32 protein-coding genes and 1 tRNA gene are annotated in these 22,532 nt (G+C 57.6%); 29 read left to right on the top strand and 4 right to left on the bottom strand.

Annotated features, from left to right (window positions below):
* Window positions 1-223 precede the first annotated feature (223 nt).
* The 14 genes from DLD99_RS01835 to DLD99_RS01780 all read left to right on the top strand — a co-directional run bounded on the left by DLD99_RS01835 (window position 224) and on the right by DLD99_RS01780 (window position 9,534).
* Window positions 224-997: an ABC transporter ATP-binding protein gene (locus tag DLD99_RS01835; RefSeq protein ID WP_007939465.1), complete on the top strand. Its 774-nt coding sequence runs from the start codon at window positions 224-226 to the stop codon at window positions 995-997.
* Window positions 998-1,010: 13 nt separating this feature from the next.
* Complete coding sequence (locus tag DLD99_RS01830; RefSeq protein ID WP_085712750.1) at window positions 1,011-1,760, top strand: ABC transporter substrate-binding protein; 750 nt, start codon at window positions 1,011-1,013, stop codon at window positions 1,758-1,760.
* 78 nt (window positions 1,761-1,838) lie between these two features.
* Window positions 1,839-2,534, top strand: a complete 696-nt coding sequence (locus DLD99_RS01825; RefSeq protein WP_114881079.1) for an ABC transporter permease — start codon at window positions 1,839-1,841, stop codon at window positions 2,532-2,534.
* On the top strand, window positions 2,531-3,220 hold the full coding sequence (locus DLD99_RS01820; protein WP_085712748.1) for an ABC transporter permease: 690 nt from the start codon (window positions 2,531-2,533) through the stop codon (window positions 3,218-3,220). Before DLD99_RS01825 ends, DLD99_RS01820 begins: the two co-directional genes overlap by 4 nt.
* Window positions 3,201-4,436 (top strand): methyltransferase, encoded by a 1,236-nt coding sequence (locus tag DLD99_RS01815; RefSeq protein WP_114881078.1) that lies wholly within the window; start codon window positions 3,201-3,203, stop codon window positions 4,434-4,436. The genes DLD99_RS01820 and DLD99_RS01815 overlap by 20 nt, the downstream gene beginning before the upstream one ends.
* A 344-nt stretch (window positions 4,437-4,780) precedes the next feature.
* The gene (locus DLD99_RS01810; protein ID WP_114881077.1) at window positions 4,781-5,596 is read left to right on the top strand and encodes an FkbM family methyltransferase; all 816 of its coding nucleotides are present in this window, start codon (window positions 4,781-4,783) and stop codon (window positions 5,594-5,596) included.
* A 76-nt stretch (window positions 5,597-5,672) separates the two neighbouring features.
* A tRNA-Thr gene (locus DLD99_RS01805) sits at window positions 5,673-5,748 on the top strand.
* A 1,117-nt stretch (window positions 5,749-6,865) separates the two neighbouring features.
* Window positions 6,866-7,024, top strand: coding sequence for a hypothetical protein (locus tag DLD99_RS29170; RefSeq protein ID WP_167443756.1), 159 nt, complete (start codon window positions 6,866-6,868; stop codon window positions 7,022-7,024).
* On the top strand, window positions 7,021-7,227 hold the full coding sequence (locus DLD99_RS29030) for a hypothetical protein (protein WP_162803448.1): 207 nt from the start codon (window positions 7,021-7,023) through the stop codon (window positions 7,225-7,227). The genes DLD99_RS29170 and DLD99_RS29030 overlap by 4 nt, the downstream gene beginning before the upstream one ends.
* A gap of 73 nt (window positions 7,228-7,300) precedes the next feature.
* Window positions 7,301-8,104, top strand: a complete 804-nt coding sequence (locus DLD99_RS01800; RefSeq protein WP_162803447.1) for a BRO-N domain-containing protein — start codon at window positions 7,301-7,303, stop codon at window positions 8,102-8,104.
* Between the two features lie 137 nt (window positions 8,105-8,241).
* Window positions 8,242-8,454 (top strand): hypothetical protein, encoded by a 213-nt coding sequence (locus DLD99_RS01795; protein WP_114881075.1) that lies wholly within the window; start codon window positions 8,242-8,244, stop codon window positions 8,452-8,454.
* Between the two features lie 201 nt (window positions 8,455-8,655).
* On the top strand, window positions 8,656-8,979 hold the full coding sequence (locus DLD99_RS01790) for a hypothetical protein (protein ID WP_114881074.1): 324 nt from the start codon (window positions 8,656-8,658) through the stop codon (window positions 8,977-8,979).
* Entirely contained in the window at window positions 8,970-9,215 is a 246-nt protein-coding gene (locus DLD99_RS01785; RefSeq protein WP_244220772.1) for a hypothetical protein, read from the top strand. The genes DLD99_RS01790 and DLD99_RS01785 overlap by 10 nt, the downstream gene beginning before the upstream one ends.
* Before the next feature lie 79 nt (window positions 9,216-9,294).
* The gene (locus tag DLD99_RS01780) at window positions 9,295-9,534 is read left to right on the top strand and encodes a DUF7706 family protein (protein ID WP_114881073.1); all 240 of its coding nucleotides are present in this window, start codon (window positions 9,295-9,297) and stop codon (window positions 9,532-9,534) included.
* 53 nt (window positions 9,535-9,587) lie between these two features.
* Here DLD99_RS01780 and DLD99_RS01775 read toward each other — a convergent pair whose 3' ends face one another.
* Complete coding sequence (locus tag DLD99_RS01775; RefSeq protein ID WP_114881072.1) at window positions 9,588-9,860, bottom strand: hypothetical protein; 273 nt, start codon at window positions 9,858-9,860, stop codon at window positions 9,588-9,590.
* 295 nt (window positions 9,861-10,155) lie between these two features.
* Between DLD99_RS01775 and DLD99_RS01770 the strand changes: the two genes are divergently transcribed.
* The 3 genes from DLD99_RS01770 to DLD99_RS29335 are packed head-to-tail and all read left to right on the top strand — an operon-like array spanning window position 10,156 to window position 12,419.
* Window positions 10,156-11,184 carry a hypothetical protein gene (locus DLD99_RS01770; protein WP_114881071.1) on the top strand — a complete coding sequence of 343 codons (1,029 nt, stop codon included), beginning with the start codon at window positions 10,156-10,158 and terminating at the stop codon, window positions 11,182-11,184.
* Window positions 11,153-11,539, top strand: a complete 387-nt coding sequence (locus DLD99_RS01765) for a hypothetical protein (protein WP_162803446.1) — start codon at window positions 11,153-11,155, stop codon at window positions 11,537-11,539. Before DLD99_RS01770 ends, DLD99_RS01765 begins: the two co-directional genes overlap by 32 nt.
* On the top strand, window positions 11,526-12,419 hold the full coding sequence (locus DLD99_RS29335; RefSeq protein WP_244220771.1) for an alpha/beta fold hydrolase: 894 nt from the start codon (window positions 11,526-11,528) through the stop codon (window positions 12,417-12,419). The genes DLD99_RS01765 and DLD99_RS29335 overlap by 14 nt, the downstream gene beginning before the upstream one ends.
* Before the next feature lie 47 nt (window positions 12,420-12,466).
* On the opposite strand, the gene DLD99_RS01755 is transcribed toward DLD99_RS29335, so the two are convergent.
* The 3 genes from DLD99_RS01755 to DLD99_RS01745 all read right to left on the bottom strand — a co-directional run bounded on the left by DLD99_RS01755 (window position 12,467) and on the right by DLD99_RS01745 (window position 16,106).
* On the bottom strand, window positions 12,467-13,228 hold the full coding sequence (locus tag DLD99_RS01755; protein ID WP_114881069.1) for a DNA adenine methylase: 762 nt from the start codon (window positions 13,226-13,228) through the stop codon (window positions 12,467-12,469).
* Between the two features lie 62 nt (window positions 13,229-13,290).
* Window positions 13,291-14,346: a phage portal protein gene (locus DLD99_RS01750; RefSeq protein WP_114881068.1), complete on the bottom strand. Its 1,056-nt coding sequence runs from the start codon at window positions 14,344-14,346 to the stop codon at window positions 13,291-13,293.
* Window positions 14,346-16,106: a terminase ATPase subunit family protein gene (locus DLD99_RS01745; RefSeq protein WP_114881067.1), complete on the bottom strand. Its 1,761-nt coding sequence runs from the start codon at window positions 16,104-16,106 to the stop codon at window positions 14,346-14,348. The genes DLD99_RS01750 and DLD99_RS01745 overlap by 1 nt, the downstream gene beginning before the upstream one ends.
* 157 nt (window positions 16,107-16,263) lie before the next feature.
* Between DLD99_RS01745 and DLD99_RS01740 the strand changes: the two genes are divergently transcribed.
* From DLD99_RS01740 to DLD99_RS01690, 12 genes are all read left to right on the top strand, one after another.
* Complete coding sequence (locus DLD99_RS01740; RefSeq protein ID WP_114881066.1) at window positions 16,264-17,094, top strand: GPO family capsid scaffolding protein; 831 nt, start codon at window positions 16,264-16,266, stop codon at window positions 17,092-17,094.
* 34 nt (window positions 17,095-17,128) lie between these two features.
* The gene (locus DLD99_RS01735; protein WP_114881065.1) at window positions 17,129-18,133 is read left to right on the top strand and encodes a phage major capsid protein, P2 family; all 1,005 of its coding nucleotides are present in this window, start codon (window positions 17,129-17,131) and stop codon (window positions 18,131-18,133) included.
* A gap of 2 nt (window positions 18,134-18,135) precedes the next feature.
* Window positions 18,136-18,840 (top strand): phage terminase small subunit, encoded by a 705-nt coding sequence (locus DLD99_RS01730; protein ID WP_114886550.1) that lies wholly within the window; start codon window positions 18,136-18,138, stop codon window positions 18,838-18,840.
* A 98-nt stretch (window positions 18,841-18,938) separates the two neighbouring features.
* Complete coding sequence (locus tag DLD99_RS01725) at window positions 18,939-19,403, top strand: head completion/stabilization protein (protein ID WP_114881064.1); 465 nt, start codon at window positions 18,939-18,941, stop codon at window positions 19,401-19,403.
* Window positions 19,403-19,615, top strand: coding sequence for a tail protein X (locus tag DLD99_RS01720; protein ID WP_114881063.1), 213 nt, complete (start codon window positions 19,403-19,405; stop codon window positions 19,613-19,615). Before DLD99_RS01725 ends, DLD99_RS01720 begins: the two co-directional genes overlap by 1 nt.
* A gap of 62 nt (window positions 19,616-19,677) precedes the next feature.
* Complete coding sequence (locus DLD99_RS01715; protein ID WP_033039923.1) at window positions 19,678-19,992, top strand: phage holin, lambda family; 315 nt, start codon at window positions 19,678-19,680, stop codon at window positions 19,990-19,992.
* Window positions 19,989-20,828, top strand: coding sequence for an N-acetylmuramidase domain-containing protein (locus DLD99_RS01710; RefSeq protein ID WP_114881062.1), 840 nt, complete (start codon window positions 19,989-19,991; stop codon window positions 20,826-20,828). Before DLD99_RS01715 ends, DLD99_RS01710 begins: the two co-directional genes overlap by 4 nt.
* The gene (locus DLD99_RS01705; RefSeq protein WP_114881061.1) at window positions 20,825-21,031 is read left to right on the top strand and encodes a hypothetical protein; all 207 of its coding nucleotides are present in this window, start codon (window positions 20,825-20,827) and stop codon (window positions 21,029-21,031) included. Before DLD99_RS01710 ends, DLD99_RS01705 begins: the two co-directional genes overlap by 4 nt.
* Window positions 21,028-21,465 carry an Rz-like lysis system protein LysB gene (lysB, locus tag DLD99_RS01700; protein WP_114881060.1) on the top strand — a complete coding sequence of 146 codons (438 nt, stop codon included), beginning with the start codon at window positions 21,028-21,030 and terminating at the stop codon, window positions 21,463-21,465. The genes DLD99_RS01705 and lysB overlap by 4 nt, the downstream gene beginning before the upstream one ends.
* Window positions 21,356-21,580 carry an Rz1-like lysis system protein LysC gene (gene lysC, locus DLD99_RS29330; RefSeq protein WP_244220798.1) on the top strand — a complete coding sequence of 75 codons (225 nt, stop codon included), beginning with the start codon at window positions 21,356-21,358 and terminating at the stop codon, window positions 21,578-21,580. Before lysB ends, lysC begins: the two co-directional genes overlap by 110 nt.
* Window positions 21,577-22,059, top strand: a complete 483-nt coding sequence (locus tag DLD99_RS01695) for a phage tail protein (protein WP_114881059.1) — start codon at window positions 21,577-21,579, stop codon at window positions 22,057-22,059. The genes lysC and DLD99_RS01695 overlap by 4 nt, the downstream gene beginning before the upstream one ends.
* Window positions 22,056-22,508, top strand: a complete 453-nt coding sequence (locus DLD99_RS01690) for a phage virion morphogenesis protein (protein WP_114881058.1) — start codon at window positions 22,056-22,058, stop codon at window positions 22,506-22,508. Before DLD99_RS01695 ends, DLD99_RS01690 begins: the two co-directional genes overlap by 4 nt.
* The last annotated feature ends 24 nt before the right edge of the window (window positions 22,509-22,532 follow it).

Raw genomic sequence — 22,532 nt, 5'->3', positions numbered from 1 at the left:
ACATCGCGCCTTTTTTTACGCGACACCCACGGGAATCAACGTTCAAACGCCCGTTCGGTTGTTGACGGGGCGACAGTCTGCTGCGCTGATGCGACAACCTGCCACACGCCATCCGTTTACCGCTCGTAGCGCTGTTGGCTGCCATTGAAACGCTATGCTAGCTTGGCCGCCTCGCCAGGAAGGCCAACCAACAGCTGGAGCGCAACATATATGAGGAACGCACATGGCTGAGGCCACGCCCGCGCTTGAAATCCGCAACCTGCACAAACGCTACGGACAGCTTGAGGTGCTCAAAGGCATCTCGCTGACCGCCCGCGACGGCGATGTGATCTCGATCCTCGGTTCCTCCGGTTCCGGCAAGTCCACGTTCCTGCGTTGCATCAATCTGTTGGAAAACCCGCACCAGGGTCAGATCCTGGTTGCCGGCGAAGAACTCAAGCTCAAGCCAGCCAAGAATGGCGAACTGGTTGCCGCCGATGGCAAGCAGATCAATCGCCTGCGCTCCGAGATTGGTTTTGTGTTTCAAAACTTTAATCTGTGGCCGCACATGAGCGTGCTCGACAACATCATCGAAGCCCCGCGCCGCGTGCTCGGCCAGAGCAAGGCCGAAGCCATCGAAGTCGCCGAAGCCCTGCTGGCCAAGGTCGGCATCGCCGACAAGCGCCACGCCTACCCGGCGCAACTGTCCGGCGGCCAGCAACAGCGCGCGGCGATTGCCCGCACGCTGGCGATGCAGCCCAAGGTGATCCTGTTCGACGAGCCCACCTCCGCCCTTGACCCGGAAATGGTCCAGGAAGTACTTAATGTCATCCGCGCATTGGCCGAAGAAGGCCGCACCATGCTGCTCGTGACCCACGAAATGGGGTTCGCCCGTCAGGTGTCCAGTGAAGTGGTGTTCCTCCACCAGGGCCTGGTCGAAGAGCAAGGATCGCCACAGCAGGTGTTCGAAAACCCGCTTTCGGCGCGCTGCAAACAATTCATGTCCAGCAACCGCTAACGGAGCTACCCGCATGCAGAACTACAAAAAGGTCTTCCTGGCCGCCGCCGTCTCCCTGGCGTTCAGCGCCGGCGCCATGGCCGAGACCCTGAAGATGGGCATCGAAGCCGCTTACCCGCCGTTCAACAATAAAGACGCCAGCGGCCAGGTTGTTGGTTTCGACAAAGACATCGGCGACGCCCTGTGCGCCAAGATGAAAGTCGAATGCAGCGTGGTCACTTCCGACTGGGACGGCATCATCCCGGCCCTGAACGCCAAGAAGTTCGACTTCCTGATTTCCTCGCTGTCGATCACCGACGAGCGCAAGGGTGCGGTGGACTTCACCGACCCGTACTACTCGAACAAGCTGCAATTCATCGCGCCGAAAAACGTCGATTTCAAAACCGACAAGGACGCGCTCAAAGGCAAGATCATCGGTACGCAACGCGCGACCCTGGCCGGCACCTGGCTTGAAGACACTTACGGTAGCGATATCCAGGTCAAACTCTATGACACCCAGGAAAACGCCTACCTCGACCTGACTTCCGGTCGTGTCGACGCCATCCTCGCCGACAAGTACGCCAACTATGACTGGCTGAAAACCGACGCCGGCAAGAACTACGAGTTCAAGGGCGACCCGGTCGTGGAAAGCGACAAGATCGGCATCGCCGTGCGCAAAGGCGACCCGCTGCGTGAGAAGCTGAACGCCGCACTGAAGGAAATCGTCGCCGACGGTACCTACAAGAAGATCAACGACAAGTACTTCCCGTTCAGCATCTACTGATCCTGACGCGCGGAACCTGCACCGTGATCCGACGGTGCAGGCTCCCGGCCTTGCCTGCCGCGATTTGAAAAGAAATCCATGATTATCGACCTCTACGGATTTGGCCCGGCGCTCGCCGCCGGCGCGCTGATGACCGTCAAACTGGCACTCACGGCCCTGTGCCTCGGGCTGGTGCTCGGTCTGCTCGGCGCCCTGGCCAAGACTTCCCCGTACAAGCCGCTGCAATGGCTTGGCGGCACTTATTCGACCCTCGTGCGCGGCGTCCCGGAATTGCTCTGGGTACTGCTGATCTACTTCGGTACGGTCAACGCCATGCGCGCGCTCGGAGAGTTTTTCGGCAATCCCGAACTGGAACTCAGCGCCTTTGCTGCCGGCGTCATCGCGCTGGGCCTGTGCTTCGGCGCCTACGCCACGGAAGTGTTCCGAGGCGCGATCCTCGCCATTCCCAAGGGCCACCGTGAGGCCGGCGTGGCTCTGGGCCTGTCGAAATGGCGGATCTTCACCAGGCTGATCATGCCGCAGATGTGGCGCATCGCCCTGCCCGGTCTGGGTAACCTGTTCATGATCCTGATGAAGGACACCGCGCTGGTGTCGGTCATCGGCCTGGAAGAAATCATGCGTCACGCACAGATCGGCGTGACCGTGTCCAAACAGCCGTTCACCTTTTATATGGTCGCTGCCCTCATGTACCTGTGCCTGACGGTACTGGCGATGACCGGCATGCACTTCCTGGAAAAACGCGCCGCCCGCGGCTTCGCGAGGAGCGCTCAATGAACTGGGAAGTCATCATCAAGTGGCTGCCGAAACTGGCGCAGGGCGCGACCCTGACCCTGGAACTGGTGGCCATCGCAGTCATTGCCGGTCTGCTGCTGGCAATCCCGCTGGGCATCGCCCGCTCTTCGAAGCTGTGGTATGTGCGCTCGCTGCCCTACGCCTACATCTTCTTTTTCCGTGGCACGCCGTTGCTGGTTCAACTGTTCCTGGTCTATTACGGCCTGGCGCAGTTCGACGCGGTGCGCAGCAGCGCGTTGTGGCCATACCTGCGCGATCCGTTCTGGTGCGCGACCGCGACCATGACCCTGCACACCGCCGCCTACATCGCCGAGATCCTGCGCGGCGCGATCCAGGCGATTCCGCCGGGTGAAATCGAAGCGGCGCGGGCGCTGGGCATGTCCCGGCCGAAAGCGCTGTTCTACATCATCCTGCCACGCGCTGCGCGCATCGGTCTGCCGGCCTACAGCAATGAAGTGATCCTGATGCTCAAGGCCAGCGCCCTGGCCAGTACTGTGACGCTGCTGGAACTGACCGGCATGGCCCGTACGATCATTGCCCGCACTTACTTGCCGGTGGAGATCTTCTTCGCTGCCGGCTTGTTCTACCTGGTGATGGCCTACGTGCTGGTTCGCGGTTTCAAATTGCTGGAACGCTGGCTGCGCGTCGATGCGTGCCAGGGACGCTGATTCTTCTGACGTGCTGACGGGCGAGGCCCTACTCGCCCGTTTCACGGCACTGGATACATTTCTCACAGCGCATCAGGCGCTGTGGAAGCCCCGCCCGTTTACTCATCTGCAACTTCCCTGGGAAGCGTCCTGCCCGGAGCTGTCCGCGTGGCTACGCGGACGCTCGCTGGAAGATGCGGAAAACGCTCACAACAACCCTGCCGAGCTTTTGAATGCGCCGGAGCCGTTTGCTTCATTGGCGGCGTCGTCGCTTGAGCTGAGTGCAGTGGGTGAGTTGCCTGCACATGACCTGGAAGTTGCCGGCCATCGCCTGAATGTCGACGTACCGGGGCGCAAATGGCAGCAGATCGAGGCGTTCGCCAGCCGCCTGTCGTTTGCCTCACAACCGAAGCACTGGCTGGATTGGTGTTCGGGCAAAGGCCATTTGGGGCGGCGCCTGCTCGGTGCTGGCCAGCAACTCACCTGTCTGGAATATGACCCGGCGCTGGTTGCCAGCGGTCAGGCGCTGAGTGAGCGTCATCACCTGCATGCGCTGCATGTCGAACAGGATGTGCTCGCGGCGGACGCGGCTTTATTGCTGAACACGGAACACACACCTGTCGCCCTGCACGCTTGCGGTGACCTGCATGTGCGGCTGATGCAACTGGCTTCGGCGGCCGGCTGCCGACAATTGGCGATCGCACCGTGTTGCTATAACCGGATCAGTCGCACGGAATATCAGGCGTTATCTTCCGCCGGCTCACGCTCTGCCCTACAGCTCTCACTGGAAGATCTGTCGCTGCCAATGAGCGAAACCGTCACCGCCGGTGCCCGCGTCCGACGTCAACGCGATACTTCCATGGCCCGCCGACTGGCTTTCGATCTGCTGCAACGGCAAGTGCGCGACGTCGAGGAATACCTGCCGACACCTTCCCTGCCGAGCGCATGGCTGGAAAAATCGTTCGCCGATTACTGCCGCGACCTGGCGGCGCTGAAAGAGTTATCCACAATCGGCGAGCAGAATTGGCCTGCACTGGAAATCGCCGGTTGGCAGCGATTGGCCGAAGTTCGTAACCTGGAATTGCTGCGAGGACTGTTCCGACGCCCGCTGGAGCTTTGGCTGAATCTTGATCGGGCACTTTTCCTCACCGAGCAGGGATATGTCGTACGTCTGGGCACCTTCTGCGAAGCGCCGCTCACACCGCGCAATTTCCTGCTGCTGGCGGAACGCGTTTAAATCTTTACAGCCTGTGGATAACTCTGTTGATGGAATTCTGCTGGATCCAATATCCACGCCTGTTTCAAGCCATTAACAGCCTTGGTCATTTTTTGTTCACACAAATAAAAAACCGGTAAAACAGGGATTTGCGCATCAAATGAGAACCCGTCCACAAAATCCCCTCTAAGCCCGCTCTCTTCAAAGCCCGTTGTGCATAAGCCCCCAAGCAAAAGGACATAACCGCCGAATCGCGGACGGGGGGAGCGGACAATTGCACCGGCCAACCACCCTTGCTATACAGACCTACGCCGTGCAGGTAGCGCAGGCCCGAACAAGAAAAAACTGCCCGACAGGAAGCCACCGTGACGTTCATTTCTTACGCACAGAATTTCGAGGACGTTCGCCTTTGGCGCGCCTTGCAGCATTTTGGAAACGGTTTTTATATCGACGTCGGCGCCAATGACCCGATCCACGACTCGGTCACCAAAGCCTTTTACGATCGCGGCTGGCAGGGCATCAATGTCGAACCGATGCAGAACTATTACGACGCGCTCCGCCACCATCGCCCCCGCGACACCACGCTGCAATGCATCGCCAGCGACCAGCCGGGCGAACTGACCTTCTACGGCATTCCCGGCACCGGCCTGTCCACCGCCGACCCGGTGGTTGCGCAAGAACGTAAAAACCTTGGCATGGACGTGCAAAGCCTCACCGTCAACGCACGCACACTGACCTCGATCTGCGAAGAACACGCCGGCGAACGGCCGATCCACTTTCTGAAAATCGACGTCGAAGGTCACGAAGAAACCGTACTGCGCGGTATGGACTTCAGTCGCTTCCGCCCATGGATCATCCTCATCGAAACCCCATGGGAGCGCGACCACACCTGGGAACACCTGGTGATCGACGCCGGCTACACCAACGTCCTGTTCGACGGCCTCAATAGCTTCTTCCTCGCCAACGAACACATCAGCCTCAAACCCGCGTTCGACCTGCCACCGTGCAACCTCGACAACTTCCAGCTGTGCAAAGGCCACAACCTCGCCCACCCGGTAAACCCGGCGCTGGAAACCGCCCTGCAACGCGCCGAACAAGCCGAAGCCGAACTGCACGCCATGCAAAACAGCCGCGCCTGGCGCGCTGTGCAAAAACTGCGCAACGTCCTGCGCCGGGCGTGATTCGCAGAGGGCGCAAAAATAGTCTGAATTCAGGGGTTTACAGAAGCACCCGAGTCGCTATAATCGTCGCCCACACGCCGGTATAGCTCAGATGGTAGAGCAACTGACTTGTAATCAGTAGGTCCCGGGTTCGATTCCTGGTGCCGGCACCATACAAACCAAGGGCTTGCAGCGATGCAGGCCCTTGTTTTTTGCCCTAGACGTAATAAGGGACGTAATAAGCGCGCAATGCGCTTGTCCGGGAGCGCATGCGCAGCTGTGGAAGCGTGCATGCGACTGCGAGCAGAAACGCGAGCGAGCATCTGCCGCCATCCTCCCTAGGGCCTGATTCGATTTTTATGTTGACCCATGGGAAACCAGTATTTTTGGTAAGTTTTTCCATGGCCGCTCTGAAAGCCTTAAAACACAAGGCTTCTAGGTTATTGGATTAGGTAAGTTTTAAGTAATATATAGAAATAACATTACCTTTTACCTAGGTCAGAAATCGAAAATAAAATATCTATATAAATCATATAGTTATCAAAAAATTACTCCCCTCCTTACTCAAAAAAGCTAGTGCAAAGTAAGTGCTCAAAACCGCATCGCACGCGGGCTCCAGCTGGTTTCTTACCCGTCCATACCTAAATTACTTGTTTCCCATGGGTCACCTGAAAAAAGGGCCTGAGGATCAAGCACCTGGCCGCTCGAAAAAGTGGTGGGGTGTGCAGGGTTTTGTAGGGTTTTCTCTACCCCTGCTCGCTCAGGATAAGCCCGGCGGGCGCTGCTGGAGGATGGCTGCAGGTGTGCAGAAATTGAGACCCATTTAGCCCGCAGGCGTGGCGGGGGGACGACGGCGCGCGCCAGGTGCAGAACACCCTGCCGCCGCTGGATCGCCCCAAAACGGTGCGCGCCCCATCTGCCGGCCTCGTCCCTACGTCGCTGGCCACCACAGCCGAGCGACGTCAGCCGCCGCCGGCGACAACGTACCGTGATATGAAATATTGTCCGGGGACACTTGATCCCCGGACATTGAGAGGCGTACAGTGCGGTCGTCGCTGCCAATTCAGCGACCGGGCTTGGTAACCCGACATGCAAAAGGCGCAACAGCGCCCATCTTCACAACTGCAGGCGCTTTTTTTGTGCCCTCAGTTCCGTGTTATGGCGGCTGTGCGTGGGAGGTCTTCGGGCCTGCCGGGTTCCTTTTGCCCCGGTTTACCAACCTGCGTACAGCTGCCACCCATTCGCTTGGTAACGAACGTGGCAGCTCCAGTCAGCAAAAGGAGCTTCACTATGACCGCCCTCATTCCGTCCAAAATCCGCGCACTTGCCCATCGCCGCATGGCTCTCGCCGCGTTGCACGCCAACTCCTCCCTCGCTACTCGCCTCAAGCGCTACAACCATCACATGCACCAAGTACGCGTTCTTGAAACGCACAGCGGTGCCGTATGAGAAAGCCCTACTGCCTCTCTGACGACGATTTGTTTGATTTGGAACGGGTGCGGGATTCGCTTGCCCTGGTGCATGCGCTCGCACAGCAGGCCGATCACCCCGGCCTGTACACGCCACAAATGCTGGCTGGCTTCTTGGACCGGATCTGCGCTGACCTGGACAGCGTCATTCGCTCTGCCAACAGCTGCTCCCGCCGGATCTGATCGTGACGAAGGGGGGGGTGCAGTACACCCCCCCCCCTTTTGCCCCAACCAAACTACTGAACAGGCCATAAAAATGAAGACGCCATCTCTTTTTGAATTCGAAACGCAGCCAGTCCGGATCCTCGACGAACAAAACGGCGAGACTTGGTTCGTTGCTGCTGATGTCTGCAGGGTGCTGGAGATCGCTGATGTGAAGGGTGCTTATTCACGTCTGGATGATGATGAAAGGGATACCCGTACTATGGGTACCCCCGGTGGTCCTCAGCAGGTGGTGATGATTAATGAGGCGGGCCTTTACAGCTTGATGTTCACGAGCAGAAAGCCCCAAGCGAAACGGTTCAAACGCTGGGTCACTCATGACGTCCTCCCGTCGCTGCGAAAAAACGGCAGCTATTCCCTCAGCGAGAAGCTCACGGTCAATCAGCAGATCAGCATGTCGAAGCATCGTCTTGGGCTGGTGAAGGAGTTGATGCGCACCCGTAATCGAACGGTGCGCGATTTGCTCGGTATCGAGATCACGAAGCTGTCCACCGCAATGGGTTTGCCGGTACCGGATCTCGAAACCATCGGCAGCGTCGAGCCTCCCCAGGCCGACCTCGTTGCCGACTTCTGGGCCGCGCTCCTGCAGCTGGACACCAAGGGCATCGCGTACAACCACTCCAAGGACTCACAACTGGTCGCATTGAACATGCCGCACCTGGTCGAACTGTTCGCAGCAAATGGCATTCAGGCCATCATCAGCACCGAGGTGACGAATGCACTGAAGCGCTGCACCGAACCCCAATTCGTGGGGATGAAGGCGGTGGACAGCACGATCCGCAAGACCACAACCAAGTGCTGGGTTTTCAAGAAGCCCGTCCTGATTCAGGCTCAATAACGTTGGAGTCTTACCGCCGGAGTAATCTGGCGGTAAGGCGACCTCGCCGCATTATCATCACCGAATAAATGGCGCTCCTTCGGGATGCTCAATGCGCTAGGCTGACCATTCATTCGTGAACAATTAGGAGTGTTTCTATGAGCTACGCCCACATTGGAAACATCGAGGAAGTGAGCGATGTAATACAAGCCAATAAGTTGATCGACGCGGGGGCCGAGCTGTTGGCCATCGTGCCCGGCTGGACCAGCGACAAGACGCCATGCACGCTGTTTTATCTGGGGCAGGCCAAGCCAAAGCTTGAGGAAAAGGGCAGGTATGTCGACGGCGATTGGGTGCCAGACCCGGTGTAAACCAACGTTCACGACTGATTCGTCGCCGCGTATGACTACAGATAGCTGGTAGGAACGCCGTTTGGGTTGAATCGGCCACCACGCTTGGTGCAGGCATGGGGGCCTTTTATGCGCCGTGGAAACCAGCCATCCCTAGACTGGTCTACCATCCTCCTACCGCTTGGCTCGCTGCCGACACTCATTGTCTGATAAGGACTCCTCATGTACGTTTATGAAGGTCTGGCCACCGTCACTGTGCTGACACGGCGCCACGGGCACCCCCCCGTTGAGTTAACCACTTTGGAATGCCCGGTTCGCGTGAGCAACGCCGGTCCCGGTCGTACGCGCGTTGGACTCCAGCATTATCTGCTAGGCCCCAAAGACGCCAACACCCTGCGGGTGATGCTGCCAGACGGTCTGCTGATTCAAGGCCCGATCATCGACGGCTGCAACGAGCCCACTGGTGGTTGGCTGTTGATTGACGTTGAGCAATACGATTTGGCAGTTGATCAACCGGCAAGTCTGGATGGCTGGAAATGGCAGTGACGGACGAGATAACGGCAATGAACCTGCCAAACGCTGTGCAGGCCCAAGTCCTGAAACTCCTTGCACAGATCGCGCGCGCGCAGACGGCCGATGACCTGTTTCGCGCCAGTGATCGCGCCGAAGGCTTTGTGTTGGGGCTTGAAACAGTCAAGGCGCTGAACGCATGGAGTATTGAAGGCTTGTATAAAGCCTTCGACGACGCCGCTACGACAAGACGCTCGGAGCATGAACAATGATCGGAAGCGGCATTACCGTCTAGGTAAGCCATCGGTAAGGGCGATAGCTTTGACTCTCTTATATAAGGGAGTACCGAACATGACCGACACACCAAATTATCCAAATCAAAATGCGCTCAGCCTTACTGCAACAGCCGGGACAACTGAAAGCGAAGATCTGACCAACGCAGAAACCTTGGCGCTTGCACAGTTCATCAGGCGGGTGGGCTGGTTCGAATTTTCCGCCCATGCGGGGTCAGACGAAGAGGCCCACCTGGTCAAGCAGGCCGTCGATAAATTGCAAACCATCTTGTCACGCTCCGGCTACGATCCGCACTAACCCCTTGATCATGGCATGGCGCAAGGCTCCCAGTTGAAGGCTGTGAGCCTTTTTTATGGGGCGGGATCTGCGTTATCGATCTTCGCCGGTAGGCGCTCGCGCTCTTCAGTCATTATCTGCTGCAGCAGATGTAACGCTGTGAGATTGCCGCCCATATTGCTGCGCCATGACTGGTGGGTGATTTTGTAGAGATCATCGATCTGTGCGATCACCCGCCGGTAACGCTCGACCTCGAGAACCAGCCGTCGACATTCAGGATGATAGGCCCAGATATAGCGCAGCTCTGCCTGTGTGATAGGCCTAAACGGTGGCAAATCGCGAGCCATAAAAACGACCTAATACTGTATTAATAAACAGTATTCTCGAAGGGCGAGGCCCGCCGCGCAAGTACCGCTGGGCAGGGCGTTGCGCAGACCGCCCTAAGCCGGTGATCACGAAACTGAAGATAATCCAATGCTGGCATTGTGTTCATTCGTGTTAAAGGCGAAAATTCAGAGGCAGGGAAGCGGCATCTACACGCAAGCCAGGCGAGGACGCTTTCGGGCGACCGGTCCATCTCTGTAAAACGAAGTCGGCCACGTTGACGGCCTCTCAGAAGTTTTCCAGATATGGAGTGAGCTAGTGCTTAGCCCTGCTGAACAGAAACAAGCTAAAATCGTATTTGGGTTGATCAGAGAGGCGAGCAGCCTCGAGGTTGTACGTGAGTTTTTGCGGGATCGAAAAATCCCCATCACCGCACCCAACTGGGATGAGCTGTACATTCAAAGAGTTTTGCCAGCGTTAGAATCTAAGAAGCTGACGATCGAAGACTTATCTGCTCTCCTCCGGCAAGTAGAAGAGTACGGCAAACAGCACATCTTTCTCTTCAAGTGCTCCCCCGCAGATGCACAGAAAATACTGGGCAGAGCGCGAGTGGAATCGATTGCTTCGGAGTTAGAGGTGTTAGAACGAATGACCGTTCCTCTGCACCTCGAAATGCCTGAGTCCCCTGAAATAGTAGACATAAGACTAGACGAGGCCCCCAACGGCACTGGTCCAATCTCGTTGACGGTTAAAATCTGCGAAACTCGTGAGAGCAGCAAGCTGGTAGAAGACAGTTTGGATGCCGCAACGAACCGAAGAACCAAGACATATCAAATAACAAAAAAGAGAGCGATAAGTATCGCTCACTTGAATCTCGACGGCCTATTACAAGTAAGAATTGCTTCAAGAGAGACATCAACAAAATATCATCAGCAATTATCCGCAATGATTGCCAAGATATTGAAGTTTGTGCCTATCAACCTGTTTGAACCGGTTTCCTTAAGCAAGGCTAAAGAGACCCTATATAACAAGCAGGAAGATTTCGCTGGGGTAATCCGTTATAGCACGACCACTGCTATGAATGATTTCGGGGTATCCATGAACCTTGCTGCATCGAACCTGTCTAAAAACCTTTCAGATGACGGAGGCTCGTCCGCCGCAATGAAAAGTTTCATGGCAGAAAAAGGTTTTGTGACGGGTTCTAATATTTGGTTTATAATGCCAGATGATGCTAGCCGGCAAATACATGTTTATTTGAGCGGCGAGCGGAACGAGTTTGCAATAACCGCAACTTGCACGCCTGGGGAATATTCTTATGTTATCGAAAAGATTCTCTCCCTTAATTGAAGAAAATCCGCAAATTGCAGATGCTCTCGTTAGGGTAGCTGAGCACTTTGAAGATATCGAAAGAGCCAGCGGCGCAAGAGTCTATGATGTGACTATGAACATCAATCGCCTATTTGATATATCTCAAGCAGGGAGTTCCGCTCGCTTCGCGAAAGTGGCGACACTTTTAGTGCAAGCTGGAATCATGGAGCGTCGCTTGGTAATCAGATCACCGCTCGGCCCTGAAATTCTGCAGGTGGATAGCTGGTACGATTGCCCCTCTTTTGTCTTCGACCCTCTGAGGGGCGTTGAGATGGAGGTCAGTGATGATGATCTAGAAACCATGTACAGCGTGGCGAAAGATGAACTCCACTGAAGTTATACAATTAGTTGAAAAACTGTGGAACGCGACTGACCCTAAAGAACGAAAAGAAGTATTCGGCTTACTTCGATCGACAATCCCAAAAGATCATCAGGTACTGTTCGATGCCTTGGTCGACAATAAGCGTAGCGGTATAGTCGACAGCCCAAATTCAAGAATACTCGTTCTTATCCATGGCATCCGAACGGATGGCGCTTGGCAGCGGGACGTTCAAAGAGAGTTTCACGGCGTTGCAAACTTGCAAGTGCATGACTTGGGCTATGACGTAGTAACCGGCCTGCAATTGGCTGGTCCTTTTCGAAAGGGACCAGTTAATAAAATCGTGCGCGACATCAGAAGATTGAAAAGCGAAGAGCCGTTGGCTAAGGTTTCTGTAATCGCTCACAGTTTCGGAACGTATGTAGTAAGTAGAATTCTGGAAGACCATCCAGACATTAAGTTTGAAAAAATCGTGCTGAGCGGATGCCTTATTAAACGAAGTTATCCGTGGGATCGCAACGCTCAAAATATGCAGAAAAGCTCAATCATCAATGATGTAGGCGTGAGAGACATTTGGCCGCTAATAGCCAGCTGCGCTACATGGGGATATGGTAGTACTGGGCGCGTAGGTTTTAAGAGCGCAACAGTTACAGACAGATATTTTGATTATTCCCATAGCGAATTCTTTGAAAATAATGGACTGCATATAAGGAAGTATTGGCGCCCATTATTTGAATTCGATGAAATTGTACCATCCGAGTGGGAAGCCGACGCCAACCGCCCGAAAACCGGATTTACCACACTGTTCGCGGCACATCAGAATACTGGTATAGCAGCGATTGTTGTTATATTGACCGTAGCAATCGCGTTATATTTCTTATTTAAGAACGTATGATTGAGCTAGCACGCCAAGCGCGTTTGACGTGCTAACGCCAGATAATTTCACCAGTTGAAATAAACCAGCTCGTTCACTTCAACTCCACCATTACCGCCTACGGTATGCCGGAATGGCACCTCCTTCAGTCGCAACCCCGCAAACACCTCGCGAATTTTCGGATGGTCACCCACCGATATCACCATCTTCCCCCGGATCGATCGCGCCAGATCCGCCATGGCTTCGAACTGTTCAAAACCAAAATCCCCAGCGTCGTATCCAGCGGTCTCCCAGTAAGGCGGATCCAGATAAAACAGCGTGTGGTTCCGATCGTACCGGCGGATGCACTCCTTCCAATCGAGATGCTCAACAGTGGTCCGCGCCAGGCGCAGATGGGCGTCGCTGAGTTTCTCTTCGATACGCAGCAAATTGAGCCTCGGCGCCGAAGTGGTCGCGGTCCCGAAAGACCGACTTTTTGCCTTGCCGCCGAAGCACAGGTTCTGCAGATAGAAAAAGCGCGCTGCGCGCTGTATATCGGTCAGCGTGCGCGGCGCCTGCTCTTTTGCCCATGCAAACATTGTGCGGCTCACCAGTGCCCATTTGAACTGGCGCACGAACTCTTCCAGGTGATTGGCAACGACCCGATAGAGATTCACCACCTCGCCGTCGAAGTCGTTGATCACCTCCACGCGGCTGGGCTCCTTCATAAAAAACAAGGCCGCGCCGCCGCAGAACGGCTCAACGTAGCAATCATGGTCTGGAAACTCCGGCAGGATGTGTTTCGCCATGCGGCGCTTGCCGCCCATCCAAGGGAAAATCGGTGCAGACATTGGTGATCCTTACTTCGGATTGATAAAGGACGGCAGCTCCCACGAACAGCCGCCCGGGCTGATCATTTGTCGGAAACGGGTTCCAGCGGCCTCCAGCGGATAACTTCTTCGCCCAACCATTCATTAACCTGCTGCAGACGTGCCTGGATGGGTTCTAGCTCGTTCATGGCCCAGATCTGTGCGGCCTCTTTGATCGAGCCGAAACCGCCGGCGTTTTGCGGCACGATCCCCATCAGCTGAGGGGGGATACGCAACGCCGCGAGCATGTCGTCGCGGCTGATGTTCTTGATCGAGCCGAATTCATCCTTGGCCGCAACCTCGCTGACGGGGATCAACTGAATGCCGTCCTTCTTGCCGCCTGGGGCGTACATGAACAGGTTTCGGAAATTGCCAGGCCCTTTGGCGGATTTGAGCGCAGCGCGCAAAGCGCCTACGTCGGTTTCGTTCTGCGCGGTGTCGGTCATGTACATGATGAAACCGGCATGGCTGCCGTTGTTGTAGTACTTGCGGCGGAACAAGGTGGCGGACTCGTTGAGCAGTGCGCTCTGCAGGGCCGGCAACCACTCCGGAAGTCCGTAGATCTCTTGGTTAATGTCCGCCTCACGCTGGTGGTAAACCGTCCCGCGCTTGAATTCATGCTCATCGCGCCACCCGCGTACCTGGTAGTAGGTTTCGAGATCCTCGCCACGTCGCATGTATTTGCCTAAAGCGGGCTGCAGGCCGAGCGTGCCGCGCAGCATGTTCTCGCGCTTTTCGAGGTAGCCATTGCCACACCAGAGGAAGTCCAGGGCGAACTGCTCGAAAGTCTGCCGCGACAGCAATTTATGGGGGATGAAGGTGCGGGCGAGCATGTTGCGCTTGAAATTCAAACCCGACTGCAGGAACACGCTGGCCCGGGAAGACTTGGCCAGCCCGTCGAGGGACATTGGCGGCTCATACCAGCGACCGTTCAGCCAGCATTCCAAGTAGTCCAGAATCCCCCGCTCATCGAGCACCGGCGTAGGGTCTCCGAAGGTGAAGGCCTCCATCTTGCCGCCCGTTGCCGGCAGCAGCTCTGCCTCGGCCGCAGCCGGGGCTGAAGTGGACGATTGCGTGGTATCGCTGCCGCTGTTGCTCATCAATAAATCTCCATGAAACCGGTATTCGTTGAGGTTTGGCCCTCAAGCGGTTCGTTCTGCAATGCGTGGAAAAGAGCCCATGCGAGATCCGCGTGCCCGGTCTCGTCGGTTCGACCTGCCGTGTAAGTGAATTGCCGGCCGCTGGCCGTGATGGTCTTTCGGATCGCCATCAGCGACTGGGCCATGTCGATCCAGCCCGCATCGAACTCCAGGCGTCCTTTGTGAATCACGTCGTAGGCCTTGAGCACCAGGCGCGTCTTGACCTCGGGGGAATAGCTGAAGGTCGTCACGTTGGGGAAAAACTGGCGCACCAGCTGGGCCACTCCAGAGCCCATGCCCGTTATGTCGATGCCGATGTAGGTCACCCAGTAACGCATCGTGACCAGGCGGATCGCCTCAGCCTGGGCGGCGAAGTCCATCCCACGGAACTGGTGGCGCTCGAGGATGCGGAACTTCCCACCGGGAACGGCCGGCGGGGCCACGACCACCAAGCCGGAGCTGTCACCGGTTTCCGCCGGATCGTAGCCGATCCACACCTGCCGATCGGCGAACGGCCGCGCAGCGAAGGGTTTGTAGTCTTCGGACCATTCGACCCAGCTGTCGACCATGCAAGGCTGCAGAACGTTGAGCGGGAAGATGCTCGCCCCGTCGTCAACGAACTGGCACATCAACAGGTTGGCAAAGGCATCCGCGTTGTACTCGAGGCGTAGCTCCTCTAGGTCGAACAGGTCGCAGCCGCGCTGCTCGGCATCAAGGATGGTGACGATCTGGCGCCAAATCCTGTCCTCGCAGAGTCGGCCCTGCTGCAGCGCGTCGTGCGACACGTCGAGTTTCAGCCGCTGGGCGACCGGCTTGCCCTTGTTGAAGCGTTCACCGGTCCAGAACGTGTAGGCCTCATGCGCCATGCTCGATGGAGTCGAAAAATAGGTGCGCCGGTATTGCTTCTGCATCGCCATGCCGCTGGCGACCTTGTTCAGCTCGTTGAATTTGAACGTCCAGAAGAACTCGTCGAAGTAGAAATTACCGTGGTAACCCTGAGCGGTTCGGGCGTTGGTCCCGAGGAAATGCAGCTCGGCGCCGTTCGCCAGAATGATCGGATCGCCAGTGAGCTCGACACCGCAAACCTCGCGGGCGAACCCTTGGATGTAAGCCTTGAAGATGTGCGCCTGGTTCTTCGACGCTGACAGGAAAATCTGGTTTCGCCCAGTGACAAGAGCGTCAATGAACGCCTCGCGAGCAAAGTAGTAGGTGGCACCGATCTGCCGGCTTTTGAGGATTGCCCTGGTGCGCTGATTACTCGCCCGGTACCAGTCCAGTTGATAGCCAAAGCAGCCGTCTTTAAATGCCTCAGTGAGCAGCTCGATCTGGTCTTCGCTGAACTCGTTGCGAGCCGCTTTCTTCTTCGGGCCTTCGTTGCGTTTGGCCAGATTGGGATTGAGGTCGGTGTCGGTGCCACCGGACTTGTAACGCTCAATCCGCGCCTGCCGCTCCAGTTGACGATGCAACAGGTCGATTTCCTTGAAGTCGCCGCCTGTCTTGCCGTCCTTGAGGATCAGTTGCACCAGTCGCGCTTCCAGCGCACCGCCGATGCGCTCCACGTTATCGGCCCGATCCCACTCGTCCCGCGTTTTCCACGCATGAACGGTCTTTTCCTTTTCATCCAGCATTTCTGCGATCGCGCAGATCCGCAGGCCGGTCCAGTAGAGGAACTTGGCCTGACGGCGGTTATCGCGGATGGGAGTGGCTGCGGCTGTAGTCATGGCGGCGATGCTGACGCCTCGCGCGCGTGAAGGCGTAGCGATGTGCCATGTAGCGAGTGGGCCTACAACTGGCGTCGATTGCCCGTGATCGCGCGACTGCCGAGGATGTACCTCAACGTAACTGCACCCAGCAGCACAGCTTTGAGGGATACCCGACATGAAGAAATTTCGCAGCAACTGGTTCCGTGTCGCCGTTGAGGGCGCTACCTCGGACAAGCGCACCATCAAACGCAGCTGGCTGGAACAGGCTGCCAAAAACTTCAACCCGACTACCTACGGCGCTCGGATCTGGCTGGAGCATTTCCGCAGCATGCTGCCAGACGGCCCGTTCAAAGCCTACGGTGACGTTACGGCAGTGAAGGCTGAAGAGGTCGAAATCAATGGCCAGACCAAACTCGCCCTTTTCGCCCAAATCGAACCGACCGCGGATCTGATCGCCCTGAACAAGGCGAAACAGAAGATTTACACGTCCATCGAAATCGACGACAGCTTCTCCGACACCGGCGAAGCCTACATCGTCGGTCTCGCTGTAACGGACTCTCCGGCCAGTCTCGGCACCGACGTGCTCGCGTTCTCAGCTCAAAAACCTGAATCCAGCCCATTCAAAGACCGCCACTACTCCGCGACCTCGATGTTCACCGAGGCGGTGGAAACCGAACTCACTTTCGAAGAAATCGAGGACAAGCCCGGTTTAGGCGCCCAACTCTTCAGCAAGGTGCAAGCGTTGCTCTCCGGCAAACAGGCCAAGGACGACGGCGAGTTCGCCCAAATCAGCCAGGCCGTCGAAGCTGTCGCCGAACACGTCAAAGATCTGCCAGACCAACTGGCGGCCGAGAAAAAATTCTCCGCAGACCTGAAGACCAGCGTGGACAAGCTCAGCAATGACCTCAACGAACTGGTCAAGCGCCTGGGCGATACCCAAGACCATAGCCAAACCCAACGCCCTCCCGCGATCGGCGGCGACGGCGCTGTGCTGACCGCCTACTGATCACCGGCCCCTACAAGCTCCCCAGGAGAACACCATGCGTAACGAAACACGGCTTGCCTTCAATGGCTTCACCAAACAGATCGCGGCGATCAACTCTGTCGGATCCGTGGCTGAGAAATTCACCGTCACCCCGTCGGTGCAGCAAAAGTTGGAAACGGCCATTCAGGAATCCAGCGCTTTCCTGAAAAAGATCAACGTGCTGGGCGTCGACGAGAAAGACGGTGAAGCCATCGTTTTGGGCGTCGGCTCGACCATCGCCGGCCGGACCGACACCAACCAAGCCGCCCGAAATCCTCGCGGCGTCGGCTCGCTCAAAAACGACACGTACAGCTGCAAGAAGACTGACTTCGATACCGCGATTCCGTATGCGTTGCTCGATGCCTGGGCGAAATTCCCAGACTTTCAGGCTCGTCTGTCCGGTGCGATCGTCGAGCGCCAAGCCCTCGACCGCATCATGATCGGCTTCAACGGCACCAGTGCGGCCGCGACGACCGATCGCGCGACCAATCAGCTGCTGCAGGACGTGAACGTCGGTTGGCTGGAGAAGTACCGCACCAAGGCGCCTGAACGTGTGCTCAACAGCGGCAAGGTTGCTGGCAAGGTCACCATCGGCCCGAACGGCGATTACAAGACTCTCGACGGTCTGGTGTACGACGCTATCCAGCTGCTCGACCCATGGCACCGCAAGCGTCCGGATCTGGTAGTCCTGGTCGATCGCAACCTGTTGCACGCGAAGTTCCTGGCCAACATCGAAGGCGCTGCAGACAACGAAAATGAGCTGGCAGCCGCGCGGATCCTCGCCAACGGCACGCTGGGCGGCCTGCCGATCGAAGATGCTCCGTTCTTCATCGACGGCGGCATCATGATCACCACGCTGAAAAACCTGTCGATCTACTTCCAGATCAGCAGCCGTCGCCGCATGACCCGGGACGAGCCGGAGCGCGATCGCATCGCCGACTATCAGTCGTCGAACGAGGATTATGTGATCGAGGACTTCGGTCTCGGCGCCCTGGTCGAAAACATCGAAGAGGCCGCATGACCATGGCCCTCTCGCTCGCCCAACGTCACCGGCTGAAAGCGCTTGCCTCGCAAGAGGCTGCCGCTGCGTCGCCCGCTGTTTCGATGGCGGGAGGGACGGCCTATGAAATGCAGCTGGCCCAGCTGCTGCAGCACCGTCTGCGCCTCAAGCAAATCCAGTCGAACGAAGGCAAAGCCGCGCTGAAGTTGCAGCTTCTGCCGGAGTACGTGCCTTACGTCGACGGAGTGCTTGCTGCGGGCAACGGCGCTCAGGACGAAGTACTCACCACCATCATGATCTGGCGCATCGACGCTGGTGATTACACCGGTGCGCTCGATATCGCGGCGTATGTGTTGCAGCACAACCTGCTGATGCCCGATCGCTTTGAGCGAACTACTGGCTGCCTGGTGGCCGAGGAAATCGCCGAAGGCGCGCTGATCTCTCAGAAAGCCAGCGGCGGATTCGATCTGGCTATTTTGCACCGCACCATGGAGCTGACAGCGGAGCAGGACATGCCGGACGAAGTCCGCGCAAAGCTGTACCTGGCTACGGGACGCGCCACGGTAGCTGGACTCACCGCCGATAACCCGGGCCAACCCGGTCAGGTAATGGCTGGCATCGAACTGCTGAAACGCGCCATTGAGCTGAACGGCAGTTGCGGCGGCAAAAAGGATTTGGAAGGTGCTGAGCGCCTCCTGAAAAAGATTGCTCCCCCAACCGGGAGCTGACAGAGCGTACCCCGCAACCCCGGCGGCCCGGGGCTGAACAGCAGGTTTCTCCTTTCCTTGCTGTGACGCCCCGGCCACCGCCGACTTAGGGCTGAACCATGAGCGGATTTATTGCTACCGGCCACACTGATGAGCCATTCGTCATCACCAACGATCAGTTCTGGCCTGACATCGATGTCGTGCACCTGCGCAAGACCATCCGCCTAGATGGCAGCATCACCGACGCCCGGATTGAAGTCGTGACCGTCAACGCGTTGATCCAGGTGAATGGCGAACTCGCCAAGGTGAAGGCGAACCATCTCGCCAATGGCTACACATCCATCGCAGCCGTGCCGACATCCGAGGTTAATGGCGAAAGCCACTTCGTCCACCTGTACCGCCGCTCCATTTACTGCAGCGTCGGCGCTGAACTGGCTGAGCGCTATCGCAGCTACGACAGCAGCGTCGAAGGCAACAAGAACGCCGACGAACTGACGCCCTCTGTCGATGAGTACCGGCGTGACGCCCGCTTCGCAATCCGCGACCTGCTGGGCGTCGGGCATTCAACAGTGGAGCTCATTTGATGGCGGCCTCCGTCTATGCCGCCCAAGGCGACACCGTCGACGCCATTTGCTGGCGAGTCTACGGCCGAACCGCCGGCATCACGGAGGCGGTGCTTGAGGCAAACCCTGGACTTTCGGATCTCGGCACGATCATTCCTCACGGCACCGTCGTGTCGCTACCGGATGTCGCGCCACAAGCCCCGGATCTGCAAATGGTGAACCTATGGGATTGAGCCACCGAACCACCCAAACAGACACACCACCACCTTCAACCTTGGACAGCGGAATCACGCGCATGCCTGACAAACCGGATACATGGGCCTGGTTCGCTGCCTGGCTCGAACTGAACTGGCCAGCCATTTACTCAGGTGGACTCGCCTGCGTGATCGCTGCGCTGCGGATCATCTATGGCGGCGGTACATGGCGCCGAGTTTTGCTTGAAGCGCCGCTTTGCGGAACGCTCGCGCTTTCGGCAAGCCACGGGCTCTTTCTGCTGGGCATCCCCGCGACAACTGGCCCGTTCTTCGGCGGTGTGATCGGGTTGCTCGGCGTTGAGGGAACTCGCGCACTCGCCAAGCAGTTTTTTAACCGCAAGGTGGATCAGCTATGAGTACTTTGCGACACGGCGATCGCGGGCAAGCGGTCCGCACACTGCAGCAGCGCCTCAACTTACACGGCGCTCGTCTGAATCCGGACGGCGACTTCGGTGATGCCACCGAGTCGGCGGTGCGTGATTACCAACGAAAAGTTGGCTTGGTAATTGACGGAATCGCGGGCTCGAAAACCGCTCAGGCATTGGCCGGTGCGGATTGCTCGAACCTGCTGCAGCACAACCTGTTGCTGAGCGCCGCCGCACGCCTGGGCGTTGAGCTCGCCGTGATCATGGCTGTCAACGAAGTCGAGAGCCAGGGCAGCGGCTTCCTGGACAATGGCAAGCCGAAGATTCTTTTCGAACGGCACATCATGTATCGCCAGCTTGGCACGCCGCGCCTGCCTGGTGATGACCCAGCCGAGTTGAAAGCCCACGCCGATCAATTGGCTGCTGAACAGCCCAATCTGGTCAACCCAGAGTCCGGTGGCTACGCCGGCGGCACGGCCGAGCACCAGCGCCTGGCCAACGCTCGTTTGATCGATGACCGTTGCGCGTTGGAATCAGCCAGCTGGGGCGGCTTTCAGGTGATGGGATATCACGCTGAGCGCCTCGGCTATGCGAGCGTTACGGACTTTGCCGATCGAATGGCTCGTGACGAAAACGAGCAATTCGAAGCGTTCGTGCGCTTTATCGAAGCGGATCCCGGGCTACTCAGATCGCTGAAGGGTAAAAAATGGGCAGCGTTCGCGAAGGCCTATAACGGCCCCAACTTCGCCCGCAATCTGTACGACATCAAGCTGGAGCGTGCCTATCAGCGTCACGCCGAAGGCTGTCCTATTCCGGAGGCGTCATGATTGATCAGGAGCAAATCCAAAAATTCAGCCCCGCCGATGGCGATATCTATGTGGTGCCGGATGAAACACCGGTAGACCTGTGCAAAGCGCTAGCCGAGGCCATCGCTGTCGCGGCGCCAGGGGTGAAGGCCGTTGTGTTTCGGGGCGATCTGCACCGGCTCACGGTGGAAGAGATGAACGCCGCAGGCTGGTACCGCGCATGAGCACGTTGCGCCAGGCGCTGTACGGGTTCGCCTTGCTCGCCTCGATCGCGCTTCTGATCTGGGGCCAATCTCAGCGGATCGAGGTCGCCGATACAAGGGCTGAGCAGGCCGATCAAGCGGCCTCAGCCGCGCGCGATCGAGCGACGCGCAGCGAGGAAACGGCCGCTCAACTCCAAACCTCCCTGCAGGAAGAGCGGGCCGCTCAAGCCAAGTTGCGCGGCGTGCAAGACCAACTGCGACAAGGGCTCGCCGCCCGTCAACGAACGATCGAGGACTTGAAACGTGAGAATGCCGAACTTCGCCTATGGGCTGACCAGCCTCTGCCTGACGCTGCTCGCCGGATGCGTCAGCGCCCCGCCATCACCGGAGCCGCTGCTTATCGCGACTGGTTGTCCGGCCGTGGTGCCCTGCACCCTGTCGGCGACCAACCCTGACAAGAACGGCGCCCTGCTCAACGATCAGGAGGCCACAGAAAGCGATTGGGCCCAATGCGCTGCGCAGGTCGATATGCTTTACCAGCATCAGCAGGCGAAGGCTGGCGAACAGTGAACAAACCAGAATCGCTACGTGCGCACCTGCTCGCCTCGGTACCGGAATTAAAGAAAAACCCCGACCGCCTGATGGTGTACATCGACAACGGCACTATGCGCAGTACCGCCGCCTTTGGCCTGTCATTCGAATACAGCTACACGCTGAATCTGATTTTCACGGACTACGCTGGCCACCCCGATGCGATCGCCATTCCGCTGTTCGCATGGATCCTGGTGAATCAGCGCGAGCTGATGGAAAACGTAGAGCTCAGCAAAACAGCCGTCGCCTTCGAAGCTGATGTTCTGGACAACAGCAAGGTCGACCTGTCGATTAAGTTGCCGCTTACCGAGCGGGTAATCGTCAAGCGCCAAGACGACGGCAACCTGGTCGTAAGCCATCCGCCAGAGCCTGTGGTCGACGACGATCCGTTCACCATGCCGGGGCTTGAGTTATGGACCGCCGAAGGCGAGTTCATTACACGGTGGGAGGCGCCATGAGCAACGACCTGCAGGTCTTGGAAACTTGGGTCGCTGCATTGCTCGCCAAGCTCGACGAGGGCGAGCGTCGCAAACTGCTCGGCGCTGTCGCCCGCGATCTGCGCCGTAGCCAGTCGAAACGTATCACGACACAGCGGAATCCGGACGGCTCGGCATTCGCGCCACGCAAACCGAAAGACCTGCGGGGAAAGAAGGGCCGGATCAAGGCCAAGATGTTTGGCAAATTGAAGACGGCCCGCTATTTACGCACCGAAAGCACAGCAAACGGTATGTCGGTGGGATTCGTTGGGCGGGTGAGTCGCATCGCCCGGGTCCACCAGTACGGTCTAAAGGACCGACCAGAACGCGGCCAAGCGGACGTGCAATACGAAAAACGCCAGTTGCTGGGATTCACCGGCGGCGAGTTGGAAAACATCCGAAACCTGCTGATCGATCACCTCGCGGGCTAACTCCCTTCTGTACAAACTCGTCCT

The sequence above is a fragment of the Pseudomonas kribbensis genome (genome assembly GCF_003352185.1).
Classification (GTDB): domain Bacteria; phylum Pseudomonadota; class Gammaproteobacteria; order Pseudomonadales; family Pseudomonadaceae; genus Aquipseudomonas; species Aquipseudomonas kribbensis.
The sequence above is the reverse complement of the archived record's forward strand: the minus strand, read 5'-3'. Positions and strand labels throughout refer to the sequence as shown.